Annotated in this window: 21 protein-coding genes; 5 read left to right on the plus strand and 16 right to left on the minus strand. The window is 57.3% G+C overall.

Annotated elements, in window-relative coordinates; genetic code table 11:
- Positions 1–22: 22 nt before the first annotated feature.
- Positions 23–1,717, minus strand: a complete 1,695-nt coding sequence (ybaL, locus tag FOV68_RS06475; protein ID WP_031592155.1) for a YbaL family putative K(+) efflux transporter — start codon at positions 1,715–1,717, stop codon at positions 23–25.
- Positions 1,718–2,299: 582 nt separating this feature from the next.
- Between ybaL and ushA the strand changes: the two genes are divergently transcribed.
- Positions 2,300–4,024, plus strand: a complete 1,725-nt coding sequence (gene ushA / locus FOV68_RS06480; protein ID WP_222104192.1) for a bifunctional UDP-sugar hydrolase/5'-nucleotidase UshA — start codon at positions 2,300–2,302, stop codon at positions 4,022–4,024.
- Positions 4,025–4,058: 34 nt separating this feature from the next.
- Here the strand turns inward: ushA and FOV68_RS06485 are convergent, their stop codons facing one another.
- The gene (locus FOV68_RS06485) at positions 4,059–4,490 is read right to left on the minus strand and encodes a multidrug/biocide efflux PACE transporter (protein ID WP_022626100.1); all 432 of its coding nucleotides are present in this window, start codon (positions 4,488–4,490) and stop codon (positions 4,059–4,061) included.
- An 89-nt stretch (positions 4,491–4,579) separates the two neighbouring features.
- Between FOV68_RS06485 and FOV68_RS06490 the strand changes: the two genes are divergently transcribed.
- Positions 4,580–5,449, plus strand: a complete 870-nt coding sequence (locus FOV68_RS06490) for a LysR family transcriptional regulator (protein ID WP_010671230.1) — start codon at positions 4,580–4,582, stop codon at positions 5,447–5,449.
- Here FOV68_RS06490 and ybaK read toward each other — a convergent pair.
- From ybaK to copA, 3 genes are all read right to left on the minus strand, one after another.
- Positions 5,446–5,925, minus strand: coding sequence for a Cys-tRNA(Pro)/Cys-tRNA(Cys) deacylase YbaK (gene ybaK, locus FOV68_RS06495; RefSeq protein ID WP_022626098.1), 480 nt, complete (start codon positions 5,923–5,925; stop codon positions 5,446–5,448). The two genes, FOV68_RS06490 and ybaK, sit on opposite strands and share 4 nt — an antisense overlap.
- A 174-nt stretch (positions 5,926–6,099) precedes the next feature.
- The gene (locus FOV68_RS06500) at positions 6,100–6,903 is read right to left on the minus strand and encodes a TraB/GumN family protein (protein WP_143990510.1); all 804 of its coding nucleotides are present in this window, start codon (positions 6,901–6,903) and stop codon (positions 6,100–6,102) included.
- 71 nt (positions 6,904–6,974) lie between these two features.
- The gene (gene copA / locus FOV68_RS06505) at positions 6,975–9,488 is read right to left on the minus strand and encodes a copper-exporting P-type ATPase CopA (RefSeq protein WP_143990511.1); all 2,514 of its coding nucleotides are present in this window, start codon (positions 9,486–9,488) and stop codon (positions 6,975–6,977) included.
- Positions 9,489–9,585: 97 nt separating this feature from the next.
- Between copA and cueR the strand changes: the two genes are divergently transcribed.
- Complete coding sequence (cueR, locus tag FOV68_RS06510; protein WP_039388344.1) at positions 9,586–9,990, plus strand: Cu(I)-responsive transcriptional regulator; 405 nt, start codon at positions 9,586–9,588, stop codon at positions 9,988–9,990.
- Here cueR and FOV68_RS06515 read toward each other — a convergent pair.
- The 7 genes from FOV68_RS06515 to tesA all read right to left on the minus strand — a co-directional run bounded on the left by FOV68_RS06515 (position 9,978) and on the right by tesA (position 15,554).
- The gene (locus tag FOV68_RS06515) at positions 9,978–10,424 is read right to left on the minus strand and encodes an NfeD family protein (RefSeq protein ID WP_010671234.1); all 447 of its coding nucleotides are present in this window, start codon (positions 10,422–10,424) and stop codon (positions 9,978–9,980) included. The two genes, cueR and FOV68_RS06515, sit on opposite strands and share 13 nt — an antisense overlap.
- Complete coding sequence (locus FOV68_RS06520) at positions 10,424–11,338, minus strand: SPFH domain-containing protein (protein WP_010259065.1); 915 nt, start codon at positions 11,336–11,338, stop codon at positions 10,424–10,426. The genes FOV68_RS06515 and FOV68_RS06520 overlap by 1 nt, the downstream gene beginning before the upstream one ends.
- A 58-nt stretch (positions 11,339–11,396) precedes the next feature.
- Complete coding sequence (locus FOV68_RS06525) at positions 11,397–12,254, minus strand: co-chaperone YbbN (protein WP_022626096.1); 858 nt, start codon at positions 12,252–12,254, stop codon at positions 11,397–11,399.
- A gap of 79 nt (positions 12,255–12,333) precedes the next feature.
- Positions 12,334–13,107: an SDR family oxidoreductase gene (locus FOV68_RS06530; RefSeq protein WP_031592147.1), complete on the minus strand. Its 774-nt coding sequence runs from the start codon at positions 13,105–13,107 to the stop codon at positions 12,334–12,336.
- A 305-nt stretch (positions 13,108–13,412) separates the two neighbouring features.
- Entirely contained in the window at positions 13,413–13,742 is a 330-nt protein-coding gene (locus FOV68_RS06535) for a hypothetical protein (RefSeq protein WP_255473639.1), read from the minus strand.
- A gap of 87 nt (positions 13,743–13,829) precedes the next feature.
- Positions 13,830–14,660: a peptidoglycan-binding protein gene (locus tag FOV68_RS06540; protein ID WP_143990512.1), complete on the minus strand. Its 831-nt coding sequence runs from the start codon at positions 14,658–14,660 to the stop codon at positions 13,830–13,832.
- A 267-nt stretch (positions 14,661–14,927) separates the two neighbouring features.
- The gene (tesA, locus tag FOV68_RS06545; RefSeq protein WP_181882718.1) at positions 14,928–15,554 is read right to left on the minus strand and encodes a multifunctional acyl-CoA thioesterase I/protease I/lysophospholipase L1; all 627 of its coding nucleotides are present in this window, start codon (positions 15,552–15,554) and stop codon (positions 14,928–14,930) included.
- Between tesA and ybbA the strand changes: the two genes are divergently transcribed.
- Positions 15,522–16,208 (plus strand): putative ABC transporter ATP-binding protein YbbA, encoded by a 687-nt coding sequence (gene ybbA / locus FOV68_RS06550; RefSeq protein WP_143990513.1) that lies wholly within the window; start codon positions 15,522–15,524, stop codon positions 16,206–16,208. The two genes, tesA and ybbA, sit on opposite strands and share 33 nt — an antisense overlap.
- Positions 16,205–18,622, plus strand: a complete 2,418-nt coding sequence (gene ybbP, locus FOV68_RS06555) for a putative ABC transporter permease subunit YbbP (protein WP_143990514.1) — start codon at positions 16,205–16,207, stop codon at positions 18,620–18,622. Before ybbA ends, ybbP begins: the two co-directional genes overlap by 4 nt.
- 171 nt (positions 18,623–18,793) lie before the next feature.
- Here the strand turns inward: ybbP and purK are convergent, their stop codons facing one another.
- The 4 genes from purK to ppiB form a co-directional block, all read right to left on the minus strand.
- Complete coding sequence (gene purK / locus FOV68_RS06560) at positions 18,794–19,858, minus strand: 5-(carboxyamino)imidazole ribonucleotide synthase (RefSeq protein WP_143990515.1); 1,065 nt, start codon at positions 19,856–19,858, stop codon at positions 18,794–18,796.
- Positions 19,855–20,361, minus strand: coding sequence for a 5-(carboxyamino)imidazole ribonucleotide mutase (gene purE, locus FOV68_RS06565; RefSeq protein WP_010259054.1), 507 nt, complete (start codon positions 20,359–20,361; stop codon positions 19,855–19,857). Before purE ends, purK begins: the two co-directional genes overlap by 4 nt.
- 131 nt (positions 20,362–20,492) lie before the next feature.
- A complete protein-coding gene (lpxH, locus tag FOV68_RS06570; protein ID WP_031592136.1) occupies positions 20,493–21,209 on the minus strand; it encodes a UDP-2,3-diacylglucosamine diphosphatase in 717 nt (238 codons plus the stop codon).
- Positions 21,209–21,703 carry a peptidylprolyl isomerase B gene (gene ppiB / locus FOV68_RS06575; protein ID WP_010259052.1) on the minus strand — a complete coding sequence of 165 codons (495 nt, stop codon included), beginning with the start codon at positions 21,701–21,703 and terminating at the stop codon, positions 21,209–21,211. Before ppiB ends, lpxH begins: the two co-directional genes overlap by 1 nt.
- Positions 21,704–21,789 lie beyond the last annotated feature (86 nt).

Genomic DNA, 21,789 nt, shown 5'->3' on the forward strand with positions numbered 1-21,789 from the left:
GCCAGGCTTTGCTAAGCAGGAATCAGCGCACGACATCGCAGGGCTTTAAATCTTCGCCCTGCGTCATCTCATCCTGCAGGATTTGCAGCATACTGCTGGCGATCTCACGTTCGCCCATCACCACTCGGGTGGCACCCCGTTCCATGATGTACTCGACTTCATCGTCGTAGTGGGCGCGGGCGATAATCTCGATATTCTGATGTTTTTCACGCGCGGCTGTGACCACTTCACCTGCTTCATAGCCATTCGGAATAGTCAGTAACAGCCAGCGCGCGCAGTCGAGTCTGGCCAGTTCCATGGTGTCAGCGCGGGCTGCATTACCCAGCACCGCCTTAATACCGCGCTCGCGCAGCGCTTCAACACGGGCGCGGGAGTTTTCAACTACCACCAGCGGAACATTGGCCTCAAGCAGCTTCTGACCAATCAGACTGCCCACCCGGCCGTAACCTACAATTACCGCGTGATTGCAGAAATCTACCGGGATCTGCTTCTCGTCTTCAATCGCCTCTTCCAGCGTCTGCTCTTCCATCGTCTCCGTTTTCGCCAGGAAACGCTCCAGCAGGCTAAACAGGATTGGATTAAGCATAATCGACAGGATGGCCGCGGCCAGCACCAGGTTGCGGCCCTCGTCAGTCAGCAGGCCCAGCGAGATACCCAGACCGGCCAGAATAAAGGCGAATTCACCAATCTGCGCCAGACTGACCGAAATGGTCAATGCCGTACGACGTGAATGGCCGAGCAGCGACACCAGCAGCCAGGCGGCGACCGATTTACCCACCACAATAATTACCAGCGCGCCCAGCACTGCCAGCGGCTGCGTCACCAGAATCGACGGGTCAAACAGCATGCCGACCGACACAAAGAACAGCACGGCAAAGGCATCACGCAGCGGCAGGGTATCGCGCGCGGCGCGATGGCTCAGTTCCGACTCATTCAGCACCATACCGGCGAAGAAAGCGCCCAGTGCAAACGACACATCAAAGAACTCAACGGCACCAAAGGCAATGCCCAGCGCCAGCGCTAACACGGCCAGAGTAAACAGTTCACGCGAGCCGGTGGCGGCGCTGCGGGCGAGGATCCAGGGCACGGCACGCCGTCCCACCACCATCATCAGCACCATAAAGGCGGCGACTTTGCCGATAGTCCACAGCAGGTCCCAGGCCAGTAGTCCGGCGCTGGCGTTACCCTGTTCCATCATGCCGGCAATCGCAGGCAGCAGCACCAGCGTCAGCACCATCACCAGATCTTCAACAATCAGCCAGCCAATCGCAATCTGCCCGCGCTGGCTATCGATCAGTTGCCGCTCTTCAAGCGCGCGCAGTAACACCACGGTACTGGCGGTAGAGAGGCAGAGACCAAACACCAGGCCGGTCATCCACGACCATCCCAGCGTCCATGACAAGCCCATTCCCAGTAACGTCGCAACCGCGATCTGTGCGATGGCACCGGGAATGGCGATCGACTTTACCGACATAAGATCTTTCATTGAGAAGTGCAGGCCGACACCGAACATCAGCAGTATCACGCCGAGTTCTGCCAGTTCAGGGGCCAGATTAGTGTCTGCAACAAAGCCGGGGGTAAAAGGGCCAGCCATAACGCCTGCCATCAGGTAGCCCACCAGGGGAGAAATACGCAGGCGGTTCGCCAGCATCCCAAGGAGAAATGCCAGAACCAGTGCCCCGACAATGGTAGTGATCAACGGTGTGGTGTGATGCATGCCTGTCTCCTTGTATACAAATGTATCCGCTTGTAACAAATGAGTTTAATTCAAAATCTATTCTTCCGCTGAGCAATTTGCGGGAATACCCTAAAAAAATAGGAAAATAAGATGAAAACGCAACCGGAAGGCTGTTTTTATTCATTATCCATAATGCTGGCTGATTTGGCGGTTTAAACCGCGGCGGGTAAATAAAAATTAATACAACTAAATGACCTGAGCGTGACGCAGATAACTATCAAATCTGCAGACAGACACACTAAAGCCGTTCAGCGGCGTTTTTGCAGGAGTAAGCAGCGGGTTAACAAAAAACATTGCAGCCTGTCGCGGTGTAATCGGCATAAACAGCCGTGGCTCTGACGTGATCGCCTGCGCTCATGCTGGCGCAGCCACGCTAAGCAAAAGCGGTCCGGAGATAAAAAGAGCGGCATACAGAGACAGGCGAATGTGCGTTGGCCTTGAGTTCGCCGGGGGAATGTGCGACACAGTGGGGCAAACCGGCAGAAAATCGGGCCAGACGGCAAATTAAGGAGAATCACAGTGTTGTTATCTAAATGGACAGGGGCGGGCGTGGCACTACTGATGGCCCTGATGCCGCTGTTTTCACAGGCCGCCCAGGCCGATCGCACCTATCGTTTCAGCCTGCTGCACACCAACGATGAGCATGGTCATTTCTGGTTTACTGAGCAGGGTGAATATGGTCTGGCGGCGCAGAAAACCTTAATGGATACGATGCGCTACGATGTGCAGTCCAGAGGCGGCGGCGCATTGATTCTCTCTGCCGGTGATGTGAACACGGGCGTACCGGAGTCCGATGAACTGGACGCTGAACCCGATTTTCGCGCGATGAACCTGATTGGCTATGATGCCATGGCGCTGGGCAACCATGAGTTCGACAAGCCCATCGCGGTCCTGCGCAAACAGGAGAAGTGGGCGCGATTCCCACTGCTTGCCGCCAACGTTTATCAGAAAAGTACCGGTCAGCGCCTGTTTAAGCCCTGGGCGGTATTCAACCGTCTCGGGCTGAAAATCGCGGTGGTCGGGCTGATCACCCCTGACACGGCGAAACTGGCTAACCCGGCGGGCCTGACGGATACCGAATTCCGCGATCCGATTGCGGAGGCGGAGAAGGCGGTGGCCGAACTGCGCGCCACAGAGAAGCCGGACGTGATTGTCGCGCTGACCCACCTTGGTCACTATGACGACGGTAAGCATGGCAGCAATGGCATTGATGACGTCACCCTGGCGCGCAGCCTGCCTGCCGGCACCATCGATCTGATTGTGGGTGGTCATTCGCATGATGCGGTCTGCATGGAAAAAGAGAACGTCAGCGTCAAAAATTATCAGCCGGGCCAGCCCTGCAAACCCGATCAGCAGAACGGGATCTGGATTATGCAGGCGGATAAATGGGGCAAATATGTCGGACGTGGTGACTTCACCTTCCGTAACGGGCAGGTGACGCTGGAGGCTTATCAGCTGGTGCCGGTCAACCTTAAACATAAGATAAAGAACGCGGATGGCAGCGAAACCTGGCTGACCTGGCAGGAAGAGATCCCGAAAAACACCGCCATGATGAAACTGCTGATGCCATTCCAGAAACGGGCTGAGGCGAAGTTAACCGTGAATGTCGGCAGCGCCGACGGCAGCTTCAGCGGTGAAAAAGAGCAGGTTCGCTTTGAGCAGACAAATCTCGGCCAGCTGATTCTGCGCGCTCAGATGGCACACACCAAAGCCGATTTTGCGGTAATGAGCGGTGGCGGTATTCGCACCTCGCTGAAATCGGGCAAGCTGAGCTGGCGTGACCTGCTGCAGGTCCAGCCGTTTGGCAATCAGGTGGTCTCGGTCAGCCTGACCGGGGCGGAGATCAAAAAATATCTGGATGTGGTCGCTAATATTCAGCCTGACTCAGGCGGCTACGCCCAGTTTGCTGGTATCAGCCTGACCGCAGACGGTAAACAGGTCAGCGACGTCAGCATTAACGGTAAACCGCTGCAGGATGCGCAGCATTATCGCATGGCAACCAACAGCTTCAATGCGGCTGGCGGCGACGGTTATCCGCGTCTGGATAATCATGCGGGTTATCTCAACAGCGGAGCAGTTGATGCGCAGGTGTTGCGTGACTGGATCAAGACGCACTCGCCGGTCAAAGCCAGCGACTATCAGCCGAAAGGGCAGATTGTGCATCTGAGCGATGAGCAGATCCGGGCGCGGGATGAGGCTGCGGAAAAAGCGCGCAAGCGTAACTATCCCAAAATGATCCTGGCGTGGATCTGGCCGTGGGGAAACGAAACAGCCGCCACGCATTGAACTGACCGGGAGGCGCTTGCGCCTCCCGTTTTTCTTACGCCCGGCAGGGGTGACGTCTGATCCAGCGCTCGCGCAGTTTGTCCCACACCCAGTTGTAGGCCATGGTGTAGGGCAGGAAGAAGAGGAAAAAGGCCACTTCTACCAGGAAAGCCTGACCCAGAGAGATATCCAGCATCCAGGCGGCAATGGGCAGACCAATCAGGATAAATCCACCTTCAAATCCCAGCGCATGTAATACACGCACGCCCGGGCCGCGTTTCTGGCCTGGCGCATAGAGGCGATCGAATCCGCTGTTGTAAATCATGTTCCATAGCATCGCGACCGTAGAGAGCATAATCGCCAGCGATCCCATCTGAAACAGCGGTTTATTCATTGCCCATGCCGCCAGCGGCGAAACGGTCAGAATCGCCAGCGTTTCAAAGCAGACAGCATGAAGAATACGTTCTTTAAGTGAGCGGGTACGCATTGTGAGTTCTCCTTCAATAATGCGGCGCATTTTCACACGTCGGAATGCTAAGATAAAATGAACACCTATCGAAAAAAGCGATGGTTCAGATGCGTTACTCCCCGGAATCCCTTGAGGCTTTTATGCAGACTGTGGCGAGTGGTTCTTTCTCTGCCGCTGCGCGCGCGCTGGGTAAAAGTCAGTCCACCATCAGCGCGGCGGTAGCCAGTCTTGAAGACGATCTCGGCTTTGCGCTGTTTGAAAGGGCAGGGCGTCAGCCGGTTCTCACCGAGCAGGGACGCCGCGTTATTCCTCAGGTTCAGCAGATCCTGGCAGCCAGCGAGCGGCTGGATGCGCTGGCGATACGGCTGTCGCAGGGCGTTGAACCCCGGCTCAGTTTTGCCATGTCAGACTTCTGGCAAACCGATCATCACGAGCATCTGCTCAGGCAATTTGATGCCCGTTATCCGGAGATTGAACTGGAGGTCATGATTGCCGAGGATGGTGATGTACTGGATCTGCTGCAGGCCGGACGGGTACATCTGGGCGTGGTGCGGGCACAGCCCAATCTGCCGGTGGATATCGCAGTGGCGCGACTGCAGGTTGAAGCGCAGATGGCGGTCTTTTTACATCGAGATCATCCGCTGGCCCAGCTTAAGACCCTGAGCGAGAGCGAGCTGGAAGGGGTTCGTCACCTGCGACTAAATACCTGGGTTGAGGCATCTGAACCCGCGCCAATGGGGCGCATCTGGTCGGCACCGACCTATCTGTTACTGCTGGAGATGGCGGAGCAGGGATTTGGCTGGACGATTCTGCCGCGCTGGCTGGTGAAACAGTTTGGTCATGGCGTTCTGAAAGAGTTGTCGATGCCGGGCTGGCCGCAGCATATCGCCATTGAGGTGGTATGGTCACGCCGTACGCCACCCGGTCCGGCGGGTCGCTGGATGATCGATCAGCTCTGCGCCCAGCCACGGGTTTAGTCGTGGCGGGCGATATCCGCAAACGGGGCGTCCAGCAGTCGTGAAAGATCCTGGGGAGCCAGTTCGATATCCAGCCCACGCTTACCGCCTGAGATAAACATGGCGTCAAACGCGCTGGCAGAGTGGTCGATCACCGTAGGCAGCCGTTTTTTCTGGCCCAGCGGACTGATGCCGCCCACCAGATAGCCGGTGACTCGCTGCGCCAGCTGTGGGTCGGCCATATCCGCTTTCTTCGCGCCCAGCGCTTTTGCCACCTTCTTCAGATCCAGTTGCGTCGATACCGGCGTAATCGCCACTGCCAGCTGTTTTGCCTCGCCATTCAGCGCCACCAGCAGCGTCTTATAGACCTGGCGCGCATCCAGATTGAGTTTACGTACCGCTTCGTCACCAAAATGGGTTTCGCTGCTGTCATGCTCATAGGGATGCAGGGTGAAGCTGACTTTTTGTTTTTCCAGCAATTTTACGGCGGGCGTCATACAGGTTCCTTACTAAGAAAAATCTTATTACGCAGAATCGTGGAAAAAGGTGGCGAAACTTTGTTCTTTGAGTGAAAATTAGCCGCGCGCCAGCAATCCGATTGCTGAGCGATAACCAAAATCATAAACAAATTCCTCTTTGACGGGCCGATAATATTATCGGCTCTCTTTTTTTCAGGGCTTCTTCAGCATCTCAGGCAGGTTATCTTCGCCGTAGAGATGCAGAGCACCGACCGCCACCACATAGTTTCCCGCTGATAATCCCTGAAGCCGGTCACGCCACTGCGCATTTCGCTGACCGATCAACGTATCATTCAGCGCCTGGCTGAAGGTGGCGGGCAGGGTGATTTCCGGCTGGCGTGGCGGCGTATCGAGCCACCAGCTCACCATCATCTGCAGCAGACGCGCATTGGTGTGCCAGTGCAGCAGCGTATCCTGCAACAACGCCATGCCGTCATCCGGCAGCGCAGTCAGCAGGGCGATCTGCGCCTCTGCGCCTTCCAGTTCAATCACCGGTTTGTTCAGACCTTTCGCGGCCTGCAACAGCTGATAATCAATCCCGTAGTCAGGTCGCAATCCCAGCCTTTGTGCCTGCTGCGCCTGTAACATCAGCGCCACCTGCCAGGCGGGCAGATTATCAAACAGGCTCAGATTGAGGCTCATCTCCTGACAGAGTGCGGTGAGCGTTTGCATCGCGTGGCTATCCAGCCGGGTGGAAAGCGCGGGACGATCGCCGTGGTGATCAAAGGGTGAACCACCCTGAGTAATATCCGCTTCCACAATCAGTGCATCCGCCTGCTGCAACTGACGCAGCAGACGGCCGGGCAACGGCTGCATGTCGCGCGTCCCCATGTGGATGCTGCCGACCAGATGCAGCTGACGATCGCCAAGCCGGACATCCATCGCAGGCCAGCGGTAACTGGCGGGAAAAAGTTGGCTGATAAAGCCGCGCAGTGAGCGCCAGATGTTGCCTGTCATTCCCGGTCCTTTGCGATTCAAAACCCCATGCTAGCGACTTCAGCGCGTGAAAAACAGCGCTGAAACGGCGATCACTCGCGCGGTGGCCGGTAACGCAGCAGGCGGTTAGCATTGCTGACCACGGTAATGGATGAGAGCGCCATCGCTGCACCCGCCACAATCGGGCTGAGCAGGGTACCGGTCAGCGGATAGAGCACACCCGCTGCCACCGGAATGCCGATGCTGTTATAGATAAATGCCCCAAACAGATTCTGCCGGATATTGCGCAGGGTCGCGGAAGAGAGCGCTAACGCGTCTGCCACGCTGTTCAGGTCGGCACGCATCAACGTGATGCCTGCGGTTTCCACCGCCACATCGCTGCCGCCACCCATGGCAATGCCCACATCGGCCTGAGCCAGTGCGGGCGCGTCATTGATGCCATCACCCACCATCGCGACGCGACGGCCCTGCTGCTGTAATTGTTCAATTGCAGCCGCTTTGCCTTCCGGCATCACGCCGGCAATCACTTCATCAATACCGACCTCGGCCGCAATGGCGCGCGCGGTATTTTCATGGTCGCCGGTCAGCATAATCAGGCGAAAACCCTGCTGATGCAGTCGCTTCAGGGCTGCGCCGCTTTCCGGTCGAAGCTGATCGCGCAGCGCGATCAGCCCGGTTAGCTGGCCCTGCTCAGCCAGTAACACCGGTGTTGCACCCTGTTGCGTCAGCCGCGCAATCTCTGCCTCCGCCGCCTGGTAATCGACGCCGTTATCCTGCATCAGCGCGGCATTACCCAGCAGCAGCGTTCTGCCATCCAGACTACCGCTGACCCCTTTGCCACGTATTGTACGAAATTGCGCTAACAGAGGCGGCTGGGTCAGTTTCGCTTCGGCGACAATCGCTTTCGCCAGTGGATGACCCGAGGCGAACTCCAGCGCAGCCGCGGTCGCTAATACTGATTCACGGGTGGCATCACCCCAGACCTGCACGTCACTGACCTGCGGCTTGCCGGCAGTGAGTGTGCCGGTTTTATCAAACACCAGGGTGTCGATTTGGCTGGCGCGCTGCAAAGCATCGGCGTCGCGCACCAGCACGCCCAGCTCGGCGGCGCGGCCAACACCGGCAATAATCGACATCGGCGTCGCCAGGCCCAGCGCACAAGGACAGGCGATAATCAGCACGGTTGTCGCGATTACCAGCATGTAGGCAATTTGTGGCTGCGGTCCGAACAGATACCATACTGCGCCGCTGAGCAGTGCAATCAACACCACTACCGGGACAAAAATGGCGGAGATGCGATCCGCCAGACGACCCACATCCGGTTTACTGCTCTGCGCCTGACGCACCAGCCGGATAATGCGCGACAGGGTGGTGTGATTACCCGTCGCCCGGGCGATAAATTCTACCGAGCCATCCTGCACCAGGGTGCCGGCAAAGATGGCTGCGCCTGGGGTCTTGCTTTGCGGCACCGCTTCGCCGGTCAGCATCGCTTCATCAAACCAGGCTTCACCCGTGGCGATTTCGCCATCGACCGGCACCCGATCGCCGGTGACCAGCCGCAGCGTCATGCCGGGCTGCACTTCGCTGACCGGAATCAGTCTGTCACCCTGTTGATCAACCTGCCGCGCCTGGGCTGGCGTCAGATCCAGCAATCTTTCCAGCGCCTTAGAGGATCGCTGACGCGCCCGTTGCTCCAGGGCATGCCCCAGATTGATCAGGCCCAGGATCATGACGCTGGCTTCGAAATAGAGATGGCGCGCCTGTGGCGGGAAAAAGTCGGGCCACAGCACCACGCTAAAGGAGTAAATCCAGGCGGCGCCTGTACCGAGTGCCACCAGCGTATCCATGGTGGCGCTGCCATTGCGTAAACTGCGCCAGGCACTGCGATAAAAATGGCTGCCGGTGACGATCATGATAAGCAGAGTCACGATGCCCAGCGTCAGCCAGACGCCGTGGTTGTGGTCGGTGAGCATCATGTTGTCGCCCACCATGCCCCAGATCATCAGCGGCACGCCAAACGCTAAGGCGACTGCAGCCTGCCAGCTGAAACGCCGCATCGCGCTGCGGGCGCTGAGCTGCTGCTTCTCCCGCCGCTCCTGCTCGTCATCCACCACCTGCGCGCCATAACCTGCGGCATCGACGGCCGCTACCAGCTGCTGCGGGTCAGCGTCGCCCAGCACCAGCGCACTACGTTCGCCGAGATTGACGCGCGCCTGGCTGACGCCTGCGACCTGCTGCAGCGCTTTTTCCACCCGACTCACGCAGCTGGCGCAGGTCATGCCCTCAATCAGCAGCATATGGGTGGGGAGTGTTGTTTCTGCCGGGCGGGAAGCGGACTCCGTTGTCAGCGCCTCCGGCGGCGGCTCTGATGCTGTCAACGGTTCAGACTTTGGGGAATCGTCCGCCGCTTTCAGCGTCGCGTGATAGCCCGCCTGCTCCACAGTAGCGATCAGCGCCGCCGCATCCGCGTGACCGGAAACCTGCGCTTCCTGTTGGGTCACGTCGGCCTGGTCAACATCATCGCGTTGTTCCAGTGCCTCTTTGACACGTTTGACACAGTGGCCGCAGGACAAGCCGTCCAGTGCCAGAGAAATAGTGTGTGACATAATCAACTCCTTCTGTAATCCCATTTGACCGATTGGTCATTTTCGATTCATGCTTAAGCATAAACCTTCCATCAAGGGGAAGGTCAAGGGGACGAAAATGAACATCAGCGATGTGGCAAAAAAGACCGGACTGACCAGCAAGGCGATACGTTTTTACGAAGAGAAGGGTGTGGTGACGCCGCCGTTGCGCAGTGAAAATGGCTACCGCAGCTACAACGGACACCATCTTGAGGAGCTGAACCTGTTACGCCAGGCGCGACAGGTTGGCTTCACGCTGGATGAGTGTCGTGAGCTGGTGGCGCTATTTAACAATCCGTCGCGCCACAGTGCCGATGTAAAAGCCCGCACTCTGCAGAAAGCGGACGAAATTGCGGCGCATATTGAAGAGCTGCACGTCATGCGCGCTCGCCTGCTGGCGCTGGCAGAGGCCTGTCCCGGCGATGACAGCGCCGAATGTCCGATTATCAACAATCTGGCCGGGTGCGGCGGTCAGCGTGGCTGAATACGCAGCGTAATCCCCTCAATGCCGGTTACGACCACTGCTGTGCCTGCAGGCAGATCCTGCTCCGCCTCAACTCGCCAGCTGCTGTCCCCGATCCGCACATGGCCGGTGCGGTTATGCAGCGCGGTATCCAGCGTCAGCTGCAACCCGATCATCTGACTGCCGCGCTGGTTGAGAGCATTGGGTTTCTGACGCGCTTCACGGTGGCGCATCCAGCGATACCACAAAAAGACGCAGATCAGCGTCAGCACGGCAAACAGAGACCCCTGCGCCGTCCAGCTTACCGGCACAAACCACTCAATGAGGCCGACGATGACCGCCGCCAGCCCGCTCCAGAGCAGGTAACCGCTGGTGCCCAGCATCTCAGCCGCCAGCAGTAACCCACCCAGCGTCAGCCAGAACCAGTGCGGATGCGCGATAATATCGACCAGCATCAGCGTTTCGACTCAGTGCGTGATTCCTTCAGCAGTTCACCGATGCCCGCAATCGAACCCAGCAGACTGCTCGCCTCCAGCGGCATCATCACCACTTTGCTGTTGTTGGCTTCACCGATTTTTTGCAGCGCATCGGTATATTTCTGTGCCACAAAGTAGTTAATGGCCTGAATATCACCTGAAGCGATCGCTTCCGAGACCATCTTAGTGGCGTTAGCTTCCGCTTCAGCCTGACGTTCGCGCGCTTCTGCCTGCAGGAACGCCGAGGTCCGTTCACCTTCTGCTTTGAGGATTTGCGACTGCTTATCCCCTTCAGCGCGCAGGATCGCCGCCTGTCGCACCCCTTCGGCGGTCAGAATATCGGCGCGTTTAGTTCGCTCCGCTTTCATCTGCGCATTCATCGCACCAATCAGCTCCTGCGGCGGACGCACATCGCGGATCTCGATGCGGGTGATCTTGACGCCCCACGGATTAGTCGCTTCATCCACGATATGGAGCAGGCGGGTGTTGATGCTGTCGCGCTGCGACAGCATTTCGTCCAGCTCCATGCTGCCAAGCACGGTACGCATATTGGTCATGGTCAGGTTCAGAATCGCCTGCTCAAGATTGCTGACTTCATACGCAGCACGCGCCGGGTCAACGACCTGAATAAAGCAGACCGCATCGATGGTGACGTTGGCATTGTCTTTAGAGATGATCTCCTGCGAGGGAATATCGAGTACCTGTTCCATCATGTTGATCTTACGACCCACACGATCCATGAACGGCACCACCAGGCTTAATCCTGGCTGCAGGGTGCGGGTATAACGGCCAAAGCGCTCAACCGTCCATTGAAAACCTTGTGGCACGATCTTGACGGTGGCCCAGACCGCCACCAGCGCCAGAATAATCAGGGCAGGAATTACAGTTATCATACAACCTCCGCGTTGTCAGATTAACGGGCCGAGTCGCTTCGGCCCGGGGTGCTGCCGCTTAGTAGAGCAGGGAATAGAGCTGACGGCGATAACGCGCGGCAAGTGCATCGCCGGTACCCAGCGCCGCCAGAATTTCCTGCAGCATTTTACGCGCCTGGCCATCAGCGGCATTAAGATCGGATTTCAGGAAGCTGAACAGCAGTTCCAGCGCTTCTTCATTACGACCCACCTGATGCAGCTGTAACGAAAGTTTAGCAGCCAGCCCGGCGTTAGTCGGGTCAGCCTCCAGCTGGGATTGCAGCTGCTGAATCTCCGGCGTATCCGCTGCCTGTTTCAGCAGATCGATCTGCGCCATCAGGCTCTGATAGCGGGTATCCTGATCCTGCAATGGCACCACTTTCAGCACCGCTTCCGCTTCATCGCTGCGGTTAAGGGTAATCAATACGTCAGCCAGCAGGAAACCGATCTCGCTGGACTGGTTGCTCAGCTGCCATGCATCCTTTAACAGCGGCAGCGCCTCCAGCGGTTTACCTTCCTGCATCAGCGCCATCGCCTGCTGCGCTTTCAGCTCTTCTTCGCGCGGCAGGACTTTTTCCAGCAGGGCGCGGATCGCTTCTTCCGGCTGCGGTCCCTGGAAGCCATCAACCGGCTGACCATCCTGGAACAGATAGACGGTCGGGATTGAACGCAGACCAAACTGCGACGCCACCCTTTGCTCTTTGTCGCAATCCAGTTTTGCGAGAATAAACTGACCCGCGTACTCCTGCGCCAGGCGCTCCAGCACAGGCGTCAGCTCCTGACAGTGCTGGCTGCGCTCAGACCAGAAGTAGAACAGCACCGGCAGCTGCATCGACTGCTCAAGGGTCTGCTGCAGGTTAGATTCGTTGATGTCGATGATAGAAGCTTGTGGTGACATGGATAAGTCTCTTTGCAAAAAGTGTTCTAAGAATATGGGGCCAACTGGCCCGGCTTCAAGCGCTATTGCGCATGGCTGATTAATGGCTGCGCAAAATGCGATCCAGCATCCAGCCGGGCAGTAACCGTTTTAGCAGGCTCATTATGTGTGCGACCAGTGTCACCGGATAGCGTAAACGCGGATGTTTACTCTCGAGTGCATGACGAAGTTTAGGCAGAATGGCTTCCGGCGGCAGGGTAAAACGTGCCGCGATGCCAGGGTTGCGCACCGGGTTATGCTGTTCGCCCTGCGTCACATTGTCGGTAAAACGGGTCTGAATCGGACCCGGTTCAATCAGGCTGACCCGGATTCCGCGGCTGCGCACTTCAAGCCGCAGCGCATCGCTCCAGGCTTCCAGCGCATATTTACTGGCGGCATAGGCACCCCGGCCTGGCGTGGAGATCAGCCCCAGCACCGAGCTGGTATTAATAATTCGGCCATCGCCGCTGGCCTGCAACGCGGGCAACAGACGCAGTGTCAGCTGATGGACGCCGAAAAAGTTGCTGGAAAACTGCTGTTCCAGCTGCTGGCGGGAGAGGGTGTGCAGCGGGCCATAGAGTCCAAATCCGGCGTTGTTAAATAGCGCCGTCAGACGGTTATCGCAGAGCGCGAGCACAGTATCGGCGGCCCGATCCACACTTTGCGGATCGTCGAGATCCAGCTGCAGCCCGGTAAAGCCCACTGTTTCCATGCGGGCGACATCCTCTGCTTTACGGCAGGCTGCGATCACCCGGTAGCCCCGCGCCAGTAAATCGTGAGCGGCAACCAGGCCAATACCGCTCGAACAACCTGTAATCAGAATGGTTTTTTGCACAAATTTACACCCTTTTAATTAGCTTTAATAATCAATAAGTTAAGTTATACCCGTTAATGCTTTTATGTTGTGAATTAACAGTTTGTCGCCCGCATCGGCTGGCAGAACGGGCGGTAAACGGGGCTATACAGCCCCGCAAAAATGCCCGGTTTCAGATTTTACGTCTGAGCAGAAAGACCAGAGTGCTTAATTGACGGGTGGCAGTCCCATTTGTGTGATTTCAGCAGAATGATTTTTGTTCAGGTTAATTTGGCACTGGTCGATATATGACTGGTAGTCGTATGCGTCCTCGTTAAGCTCTGTAGCTACAGACAGGCAAAGTTGAGTCCGGTAATCCTTCCATTTTTTTGCGCATCCAGAAAGCGCCGAGAGTAAACGTCTCCGGACGTTTCTTTGCTGGACTCTTTTCCATTAAACGGGCCGACATTATTGGCTTTGATTCTCTTAACTGCATCCGCTATTAGCGCATCCAGCGCTTTATTGCTGTTGTCTTTTTTGGCAGACAGACAGTTATATGCGGTTGGTATGTCTTCATTCTGTTTGAAGCAGGCGTCACGTTCTGGCCCTGATGATAATTCAGCCTGCGCCATAGCAGGTGCAATAAGAGCGACCATTAGAATTAAGAATTTTTTCACTGTAGATACCTTATTCTGTTTCTGTGGTTTTCGTAGGTCATGTATGTAGGACTACTTTTAATATGGGCTATTAATGCGGGCTTAACTTCAATTGCGGCACTGAAACAGTGCTCTGGCATTGTGAACACCCTGATAGAAAATATCGGTTACGACATCTCGAATTTTGGGGTCTAACTGTTCCCATGCCGGGGCGGAAGGCATGGATTGTGCTATTCGCCGATAAAGGTTAAGAGCTTCGTTCCGTTTAACCCTGTACGCAATTTCAAAAAGTCGGATTTGTTGAGTATGGGTTATCTCGCCGACCAACGGACCATAAACCTTAACAAACTGTTCTGCGTGCCGCCCTTTCAGGCCAGCTGCTTTAGAGCACAGAACGGCTTTATATTCTTCAATCCCAGCTTGCCTTAGTGTGGAGTAGACTTCACCAGCAGATCTACTGCCCATATCATAGCCTCGACCAAGTGTAACCCCCGAAAAACTCGTGGGCGGCCATTGAAGAATGCGTGAAAAATTGGGATAGCGGCGCTGTTTGAAGGGCTCCACGGCGGTTATATAGTCGGTGCCTTCGGCGTCAAAAGTAATTTGTCCCTGGCTGACTCGTAAGGGGCCAGAGGTATTAGAAGGCCGCCAGCCAGGTGTGGTTGCTTCACTTATTGCCCTGATAAACCATGTGTCGGCTGGCTGAACCAATCCACTCGGCGAGAGGTTCAGCAACCGCTGATACCAGCGTATAGCCTCAGTGGTGGCAGTATCGCATTGTCCATTTGTTGGGAGCGTGCGACCCGTTGCGAACTGATAGCCAGCATCATTTATCATGCGTTGGATTGATTTAACTTCATCGGGATTATTGGTCCCACAAGCGCCGACAGATGAAGTCAGGCGAAATATGCGAGGGACGTGATAGCGGTGATAGGGCATATACATTCCTTTGCAGCTAAAATTCCGTGCAGAAATGTTAACCAGTTGCAGAGGGTAAGGCCAACTTATATGCGACTGTTAAAATGCTAATTTAAGATGCATTAAAGTGAATTTTAAGGAACGGCAGAATTATCTTTTCGCATTGATATTGTTTAGAGAGGAAGCCTGGACACTTAGAGATGGCAAAGCGGTCGAAAATCTCCGTCGCCACCTTGCCGTTATTTAATGCTTTTGCATTTCTTTACCCTTTTGGCGCATCCCGGCGCGCTACGGCTGCTTAACTAAGGGGGCAAGATCTTTTGCCATCAACTGGGCGATAAAAGGCTGGGCATCAGGATTAGGATGAATGCCATCCTGCTGCATCCATTCGGGTTTCAGATAAACCTGCTCCATGAAAAAGGGCACCAGAGGAATGTTATGCTGCTGCGCTAATCCGGGATAGATGCCGCTGAACGCTTCGGTGTAGCGGCGGCCATAGTTGGCAGGCAGACGAATCTGCATCAGTAGCGGCTTCGCATTGGCGGCTTTAACATCGTCGATAACTTTACTCAGATTCTGCGCGATATCGTCGGGCGGGAAACCGCGCAGACCATCGTTACCGCCCAATTCGATTAACACCCATTGCGGCTGATGCTGTTTTAATAGTGCGGGCAGGCGCGCCAGCCCCTGTGCAGCCGTATCACCGCTGATACTGGCGTTGATCACTTTAGGTTTTTGCTGCCACTGCTTATCGAGCAGGCTGGGCCATGCCGCAGTGGCAGACATGCGATAGCCCGCACTCAGGCTGTCGCCCAGCACCATCAGCGTATCTGCAGCAGCAAGACGCGACACCAGCAGAAGAATCAATAACAGGAAGGGATAATGCCAGCGGAAAACATTGTTGAAGTTCATCATCTTACTAAGTCCGTCGGTCAGGGAGAGCATCAGTTAACCATCCTTACCGGAGTTGAGTTGGTTGTCAAACCAGCTGAGACCATTGCGCTGATTGGCGAGTCCGGTTCCGGCAAGTCAACCCTGCTCGGAATTCTGGCCGGGCTGGACGATGGCAGCAGCGGCGAAGTCCACCTGCTGGGGCAGCCCCTGCACCAGATGAATGAAGAGCAGCGTGCGGCCCTGCGTGCCCGGCAGGTCGGCTTTGTGTTTCAGTCATTTATGCTGGTGCCGACCCTGAATGCCCAGGAGAACGTGCAGTTGCCGTCGCTGCTGCGCGGCGACAGCGACCGTCAGAGCCGTGAACAGGCGAAAGAGCTTCTGACGCTGCTCGGACTGGGTGAACGTCTGCATCATCTGCCCGCCCAGCTTTCAGGCGGCGAGCAGCAGCGGGTGGCGCTGGCCCGCGCCTTCAGTGGCCGTCCTGGTCTGCTGTTTGCCGATGAGCCGACCGGCAATCTCGATCGTAAAACCGGTGACCGCATCGCCGATCTGCTGTTTTCCCTTAACCGCGATTTTGCCACCACGCTGATTCTGGTGACGCATGACGAGCAACTGGCGGCGCGCTGCGATCGTCGCCTGCGGCTGCGCGACGGTATATTGTGGGAGGAGCAATGATCTGGCGCTGGTTCTGGCGCGAGTGGCGTTCGCCCTCGCTGCTGATTGTCTGGCTGGCCCTGACGCTGGCGGTGGCCTGCGTGCTGGCGCTGGGGTCGATCAGCGATCGCATGGAAAAAGGGCTGAATCAGCAGAGCCGTGATTTTATGGCCGGAGACCGTACGCTGCGCAGCAGTGATGCAGCGCCAGAAGCCTGGCTGGCAAAAGCAGCTGAAACCGGTCTGACGGTCAGCCGTCAGCTGACCTTTATGACCATGACCTTTGACGATCAGTCACCGCAGCTTGCCTCAGTAAAAGCGGTGGACGATCGCTACCCGATGTTTGGCACGCTGCAGACGCAGCCGCCAGGGCTGAGGCCGCAGGCGGGTACCGCGCTGGCGGCACCGCGCCTGATGGCGCTGCTGAACCTGAAAGTGGGCGACACGCTGGAAGTGGGTGATACCCAGCTGCGCATTAGCGGCGAGGTGATCCAGGAGCCGGATGGCGGCTTTAATCCGTTTGAGATGGCGCCGCGTCTGCTGATCAATCTGGCGGATGCCGCCAAAACCGGTGCGATTCAGCCAGGCAGCCGCATCACCTGGCGCTATAAGTTCTCCGGTAATCCCGATCAGCTGGCCAGCTATGACCGCTGGATTGAACCGCAGCTGAAGGCGGACCAGCGCTGGATCAGCGTGGAGAACTCGGAAGATGCATTAGGCCGTTCGATGCAGCGGGCACAGCAGTTCCTGCTGCTCTCGGCCTTGCTGACGCTGATGCTGGCAATTGCGGCCGTGGCGGTCGCCATGAGCCACTATTGTCGCAGCCGCTACGATCTGGTGGCGGTGCTGAAAACCCTGGGTGCGACGCACGGCGCGTTGCAGCGGCTGATCATCGGTCAGTGGCTGGCGGTGCTGCTGCTGGCGGCGATTGCCGGTGGCCTGGTAGGGCAGGGCGTGGAAGCGATCCTGATGGCGATGCTGAAACCCGTGCTGCCTGCCAGCTTACCGGCGGCGAGCGTCTGGCCGTGGATCTGGGCGGTGGGATCGCTGTTTGTGATTTCGCTGCTGGTGGGTCTGCGCCCTTATCGTCTGCTGCTGGCGACGCAGCCGCTGCGGGTGTTGCGACGCGATGCGGTAGCCAATCTCTGGCCGCTGAAGATCTATATTCCGGTGATGATTGCTGTCGTGGTGACGCTGTTAGCGCTGCTGGTTGGCGGCAGTAAAATGCTCTGGGCGCTGCTGGCGGGTGTGGTGGTGCTGTCGGGATTGCTGGCCCTGCTCGGCTGGGGAACCCTGCTGCTGCTGCGTCGGCTGGTAGTGCGCAATCTGGCGTTACGACTGGCGATCAACCGGCTGCTGCGCCAGCCCGGCATGACGCTGAGCCAGCTTGCGGCCTTTTCGCTGTCGTTCATGTTGCTGGCGCTGCTGCTGGTAATGCGTGGCGATCTGCTGGATCGCTGGCAGCAGCAGTTACCGGCGGATAGCCCGAACTTCTTTCTGCTGAACATGACGGCAGATCAGGTGCCGCAGGTGCGTGATTTCCTGCAGTCGCATCAGATCACGCCCGGGACCTTTTACCCGATTGCGCGGGTACGGCTCAGTGAACTCAACGGTAAACCGGCCGATCCGAAGCTGGATAATGCCCTGAACCGTGAACTCAACCTGACGGAATTGGCCGATCGCCCGGATCACAATCCGCTGGTGGCAGGCAACTGGCCACCCAAAGCGGGTGAAGTGTCGATGGAAGTGGAGCTGGCGGATCGGCTGGGGCTGAAGCTCGGCGATACTCTGACGTTCGACGGCGATACGCAGACCTTCAGCGCGCGCATCACCAGCTTGCGTAAAGTGGACTGGGAAAGCCTGAAGCCGAACTTCTTCTTTATCTTCCCGCCGGGCGCGCTCGACAGCCAGCCGCAGACCTGGCTCACCAGCTTCCGCATGGAGGCGAATCCTGTTCTGCTGGCGCAGCTGAATCGTGCTTTTCCGGCGCTGAGTCTGCTGGATATCGGCAGTATTATGCGGCAGATCGGTCAGGTGCTGGCGCAGGTCAGCCAGGCGCTGGAGATCATGGTGGTGCTGGTAACCGCCTGCGGCGTGTTGCTGTTGCTGGCGCAGATTCAGGTCGGTATGCGTCAGCGGCGTCAGGAGCTGGTGGTCTATCGCACGCTGGGTGCCGGTAAACGGCTGCTGCGTACGACGCTGTGGTGTGAGTTTGCATTGCTCGGCGTGGTCTCCGGCGTGGCAGCGGCGATGGGGGCAGAAGCGGCACTGTGGGGATTACAGACTAAGATTTTCGACTTCCCGTGGCAGCCTGACTGGACCCTGTGGCTGGCGCTGCCGTTGTGTGGCGCGCTGCTGTTGTCGCTGTGCGGTGGCTGGCTGGGGATCCGATTACTGAAAGGGAAGGCGCTGTTCAGGAAGTTTGATGCGGCGTAAGGGAGTGCTGGAATAAGGCGGCACAGGCCGCCTTTGACCTTGAACCCGATCGCACCGTTACCGGCGACTGAATCTGTCTGACCGGTGTCGACCCTGGCTCACCGGCGTATGCGTCCATCACATTAATCTTCTGAGCCGCCTGATAAAGGCATTATCAGGCGGTGCGGAGGATTACAGTTTTTCAACCGCCCAGGCGATGCCGCTGGCGTACGCTTCCGGTAGCTGCGGCACCAGCGCGTTAAGGGCAGCACTGAGCCGTTCTGTATCGCTGTCGGTCAGATTCAGATGGCCCACTTTACGACCCGGACGCACCTCTTTGTCATACCAGTGCAGATGCACCAGCGGTTGTTGCAGCCAGCTCAGATTCACGTCAGTGCCAATCAGATTAACCATCGCCGACGGCGCAAACACCACCGGCTGCGGCAATGCCAGGCCAAGAATGGCGCGCAGATGCAGCTCAAACTGGCTGATCGACGCACCGTTCTGCGTCCAGTGCCCGCTGTTATGGACGCGCGGCGCCAGCTCATTGATCAGCAATCCGTCTGGCGTAACGAAACACTCCATCGCCATTACGCCGACGTAGTTCAGTTCCTGCATGATCGCGCTCAGCATCGCTTCAGCCTGCTGCTGCTGTGCCTGATCCGCCTGCGGCAGCGCGACGCTGGTGCGCAGAATGCCATCCTGATGCAGGTTATGCGTCAGCGGATAGAACACTACCTGGCCATCGTGACCGCGCGCCCCCACCAGTGAGACTTCACCGGAAAAGTTGATGCCCTGCTCAACGATGCATTCGCCGTAGCACGCCTCCGGCAGGGTGTGAGTCTCATCGGCACGCAGACGCCACTGACCCCGGCCGTCGTAACCGCCGGTGCGGCTTTTCACAATCGCTAACTTGCCCAGCGAGTCAAACACCGCTGGCCATTCGCTTTTGTCCGCCAGCAACTGCCACGGCGCGGTGGCCAGTCCCAGCTGATCCAGCAGCTGTTTCTGCGTCAGACGATCCGCCAGACGCGGAAAGATATCGCGGTTAACAAAGGCCGGATGGCTGGCCAGCTCACGCGTCAGCGCCGTCTCCGGCCAGCGTTCGATTTCGGCGGTGATCACGCTGTCGGCGATAGGGAGCGCGGTGGGATCGGCGTCCAGGCCTACCGGATACACCGCGATGCCCAGCGGCTCACCCGCCTGACGCAGCATACGACCTAACTGGCCGTTGCCCAGTACGCAAACCGGCTTCATGCATCCACCCGCGGATCGGGATGGTTCAGCACCTCATCGGTCTGGCTCTGACGCCAGGTGGTCAGGCGTAACGCCAGCGCACTGTCATGCAGCGCCAGAATCTGCGCCGCCAGCAGCGCGGCATTGGCTGCGCCCGCCTTGCCAATCGCTAGCGTACCGACCGGAATACCGCGCGGCATCTGCACAATTGAATAGAGGCTATCGACGCCGCTCAGTGCTGCGCTCTGAACCGGCACACCCAGCACCGGCACCAGCGTTTTTGCCGCCAGCATACCCGGCAGATGTGCCGCGCCACCTGCGCCAGCAATAATCACCTGAAGACCCTTGTCGGCTGCCGTTTCGGCGAAGCTGAACAGTTTATCCGGGGTGCGGTGCGCAGAGACCACTTCAACATCAAAAGGGACGTCCAGGCTGGAGAGGATTTCAGCGGCGAACTGCATGGTGGCCCAGTCACTTCTGGAACCCATAACAATGGCGATGCGGGCCGGGGCGTTGGATGACATGCGGTCAACTCCTGTGAATAAACAAACAGACCTGGCCGGGCGGACAGGTTTTGAAGGGCACCGAGAATAGCATGAGAAGCACGCAAGGAAAACGGTTGCGTCGGGCTTAAAGTCGTGGATTTAACCGCAGATTAAAAGTCGAAATGGATAAGCTGAATGCCACTGGCGTCGAGCTGGATCATGGAACCCCGGCTGTGCCAGGCACCCAGCACCGCGCGTTGCGCCGGTTCACCCTGCAGGCTCAGCGTATGAATCGCCGGGCGATGAGTGTGACCGTGAATCAACAGCGGCACCTGCTGGCGCAGCATAGTGGCGACGACTGCTTCCTGATTCACATCCATGATGGTCTGGGATTTATGCTGGTTGGCCTGTTTACTGTCGGCGCGCATCCGGGCGGCAATGCGTTTACGGATCCACAACGGCAACGCGAGAAACAGCCGCTGGATCCAGGGATTATGTACTTTGGCACGAAAACGCAGGTAACCCGCATCGTCGGTACAGAGCGTATCGCCGTGCATGATCAGCAACCGATGGCCGTAGAGCGTCAGCACCTGCTCTTCCGGCAGCAGCGTCATGCCGCAGGCCTGCGCGAAGCGTCGGCCAATCAGGAAGTCGCGATTGCCATGGATAAAGTAGACCGGAACCGGCAGGGCGCGCAGGGCGCGGGCAACCTGCTGATGCAGTGGATTGGGATCGTCGTCGCCAATCCAGGCTTCAAACAGATCGCCGAGAATATAGAGCGCGTCGCAGTGGGGCGCTTCGCGCTGTAAAAAATGCAGAAAACCGGCGGTAATCGCCGGTTCTTCCTGACACAGATGGAGATCTGCGATAAACAGCGTGCGCGACATTACTCGCTGACGGTCACTTTCTGGATAACGACGTCGTCTTTTGGCACATCCTGGTGCATACCGCTGCGGCCGGTAGAGACCGCTTTGATCTTCTCGACCACATCCATACCTTCAACCACTTCAGCGAACACGCAGTAGCCCCAGCCCTGAACGCTTTCGTCACGGAAGTTCAGGAAGTCGTTGTCAGCTACGTTGATGAAAAACTGTGCGGTCGCAGAGTGCGGCGCAGAGGTACGTGCCATGGCCAGCGTACCTTTGGTGTTTTTCAGGCCATTGCTGGCTTCGTTCTGAATTTCGGCTTTAGTTTCTTTCTGCTTCATGCCTGGCTCGAAGCCGCCGCCCTGAATCATAAAGCCGTTGATTACGCGGTGGAAAATGGTGTTGTCGTAAAAACCTTCACGGCAGTAATCCAGGAAGTTCTGTACGGTTGCCGGCGCTTTATCATCGAAAGTTTTGATTACGATATCGCCATGGTTCGTCTGGAAAGTTACCATTTTTGTCGTCCTGTAAAGGTTGTCATCAGTTGCTGAGGTCGCTCTGTTGATGGGCGTCCCCCTTTTTGTCGACCGTTCTTATATCA

It is taken from the genome of Pantoea sp. paga (assembly GCF_007558755.1).
GTDB classification, from domain to species: domain Bacteria; phylum Pseudomonadota; class Gammaproteobacteria; order Enterobacterales; family Enterobacteriaceae; genus Pantoea; species Pantoea agglomerans.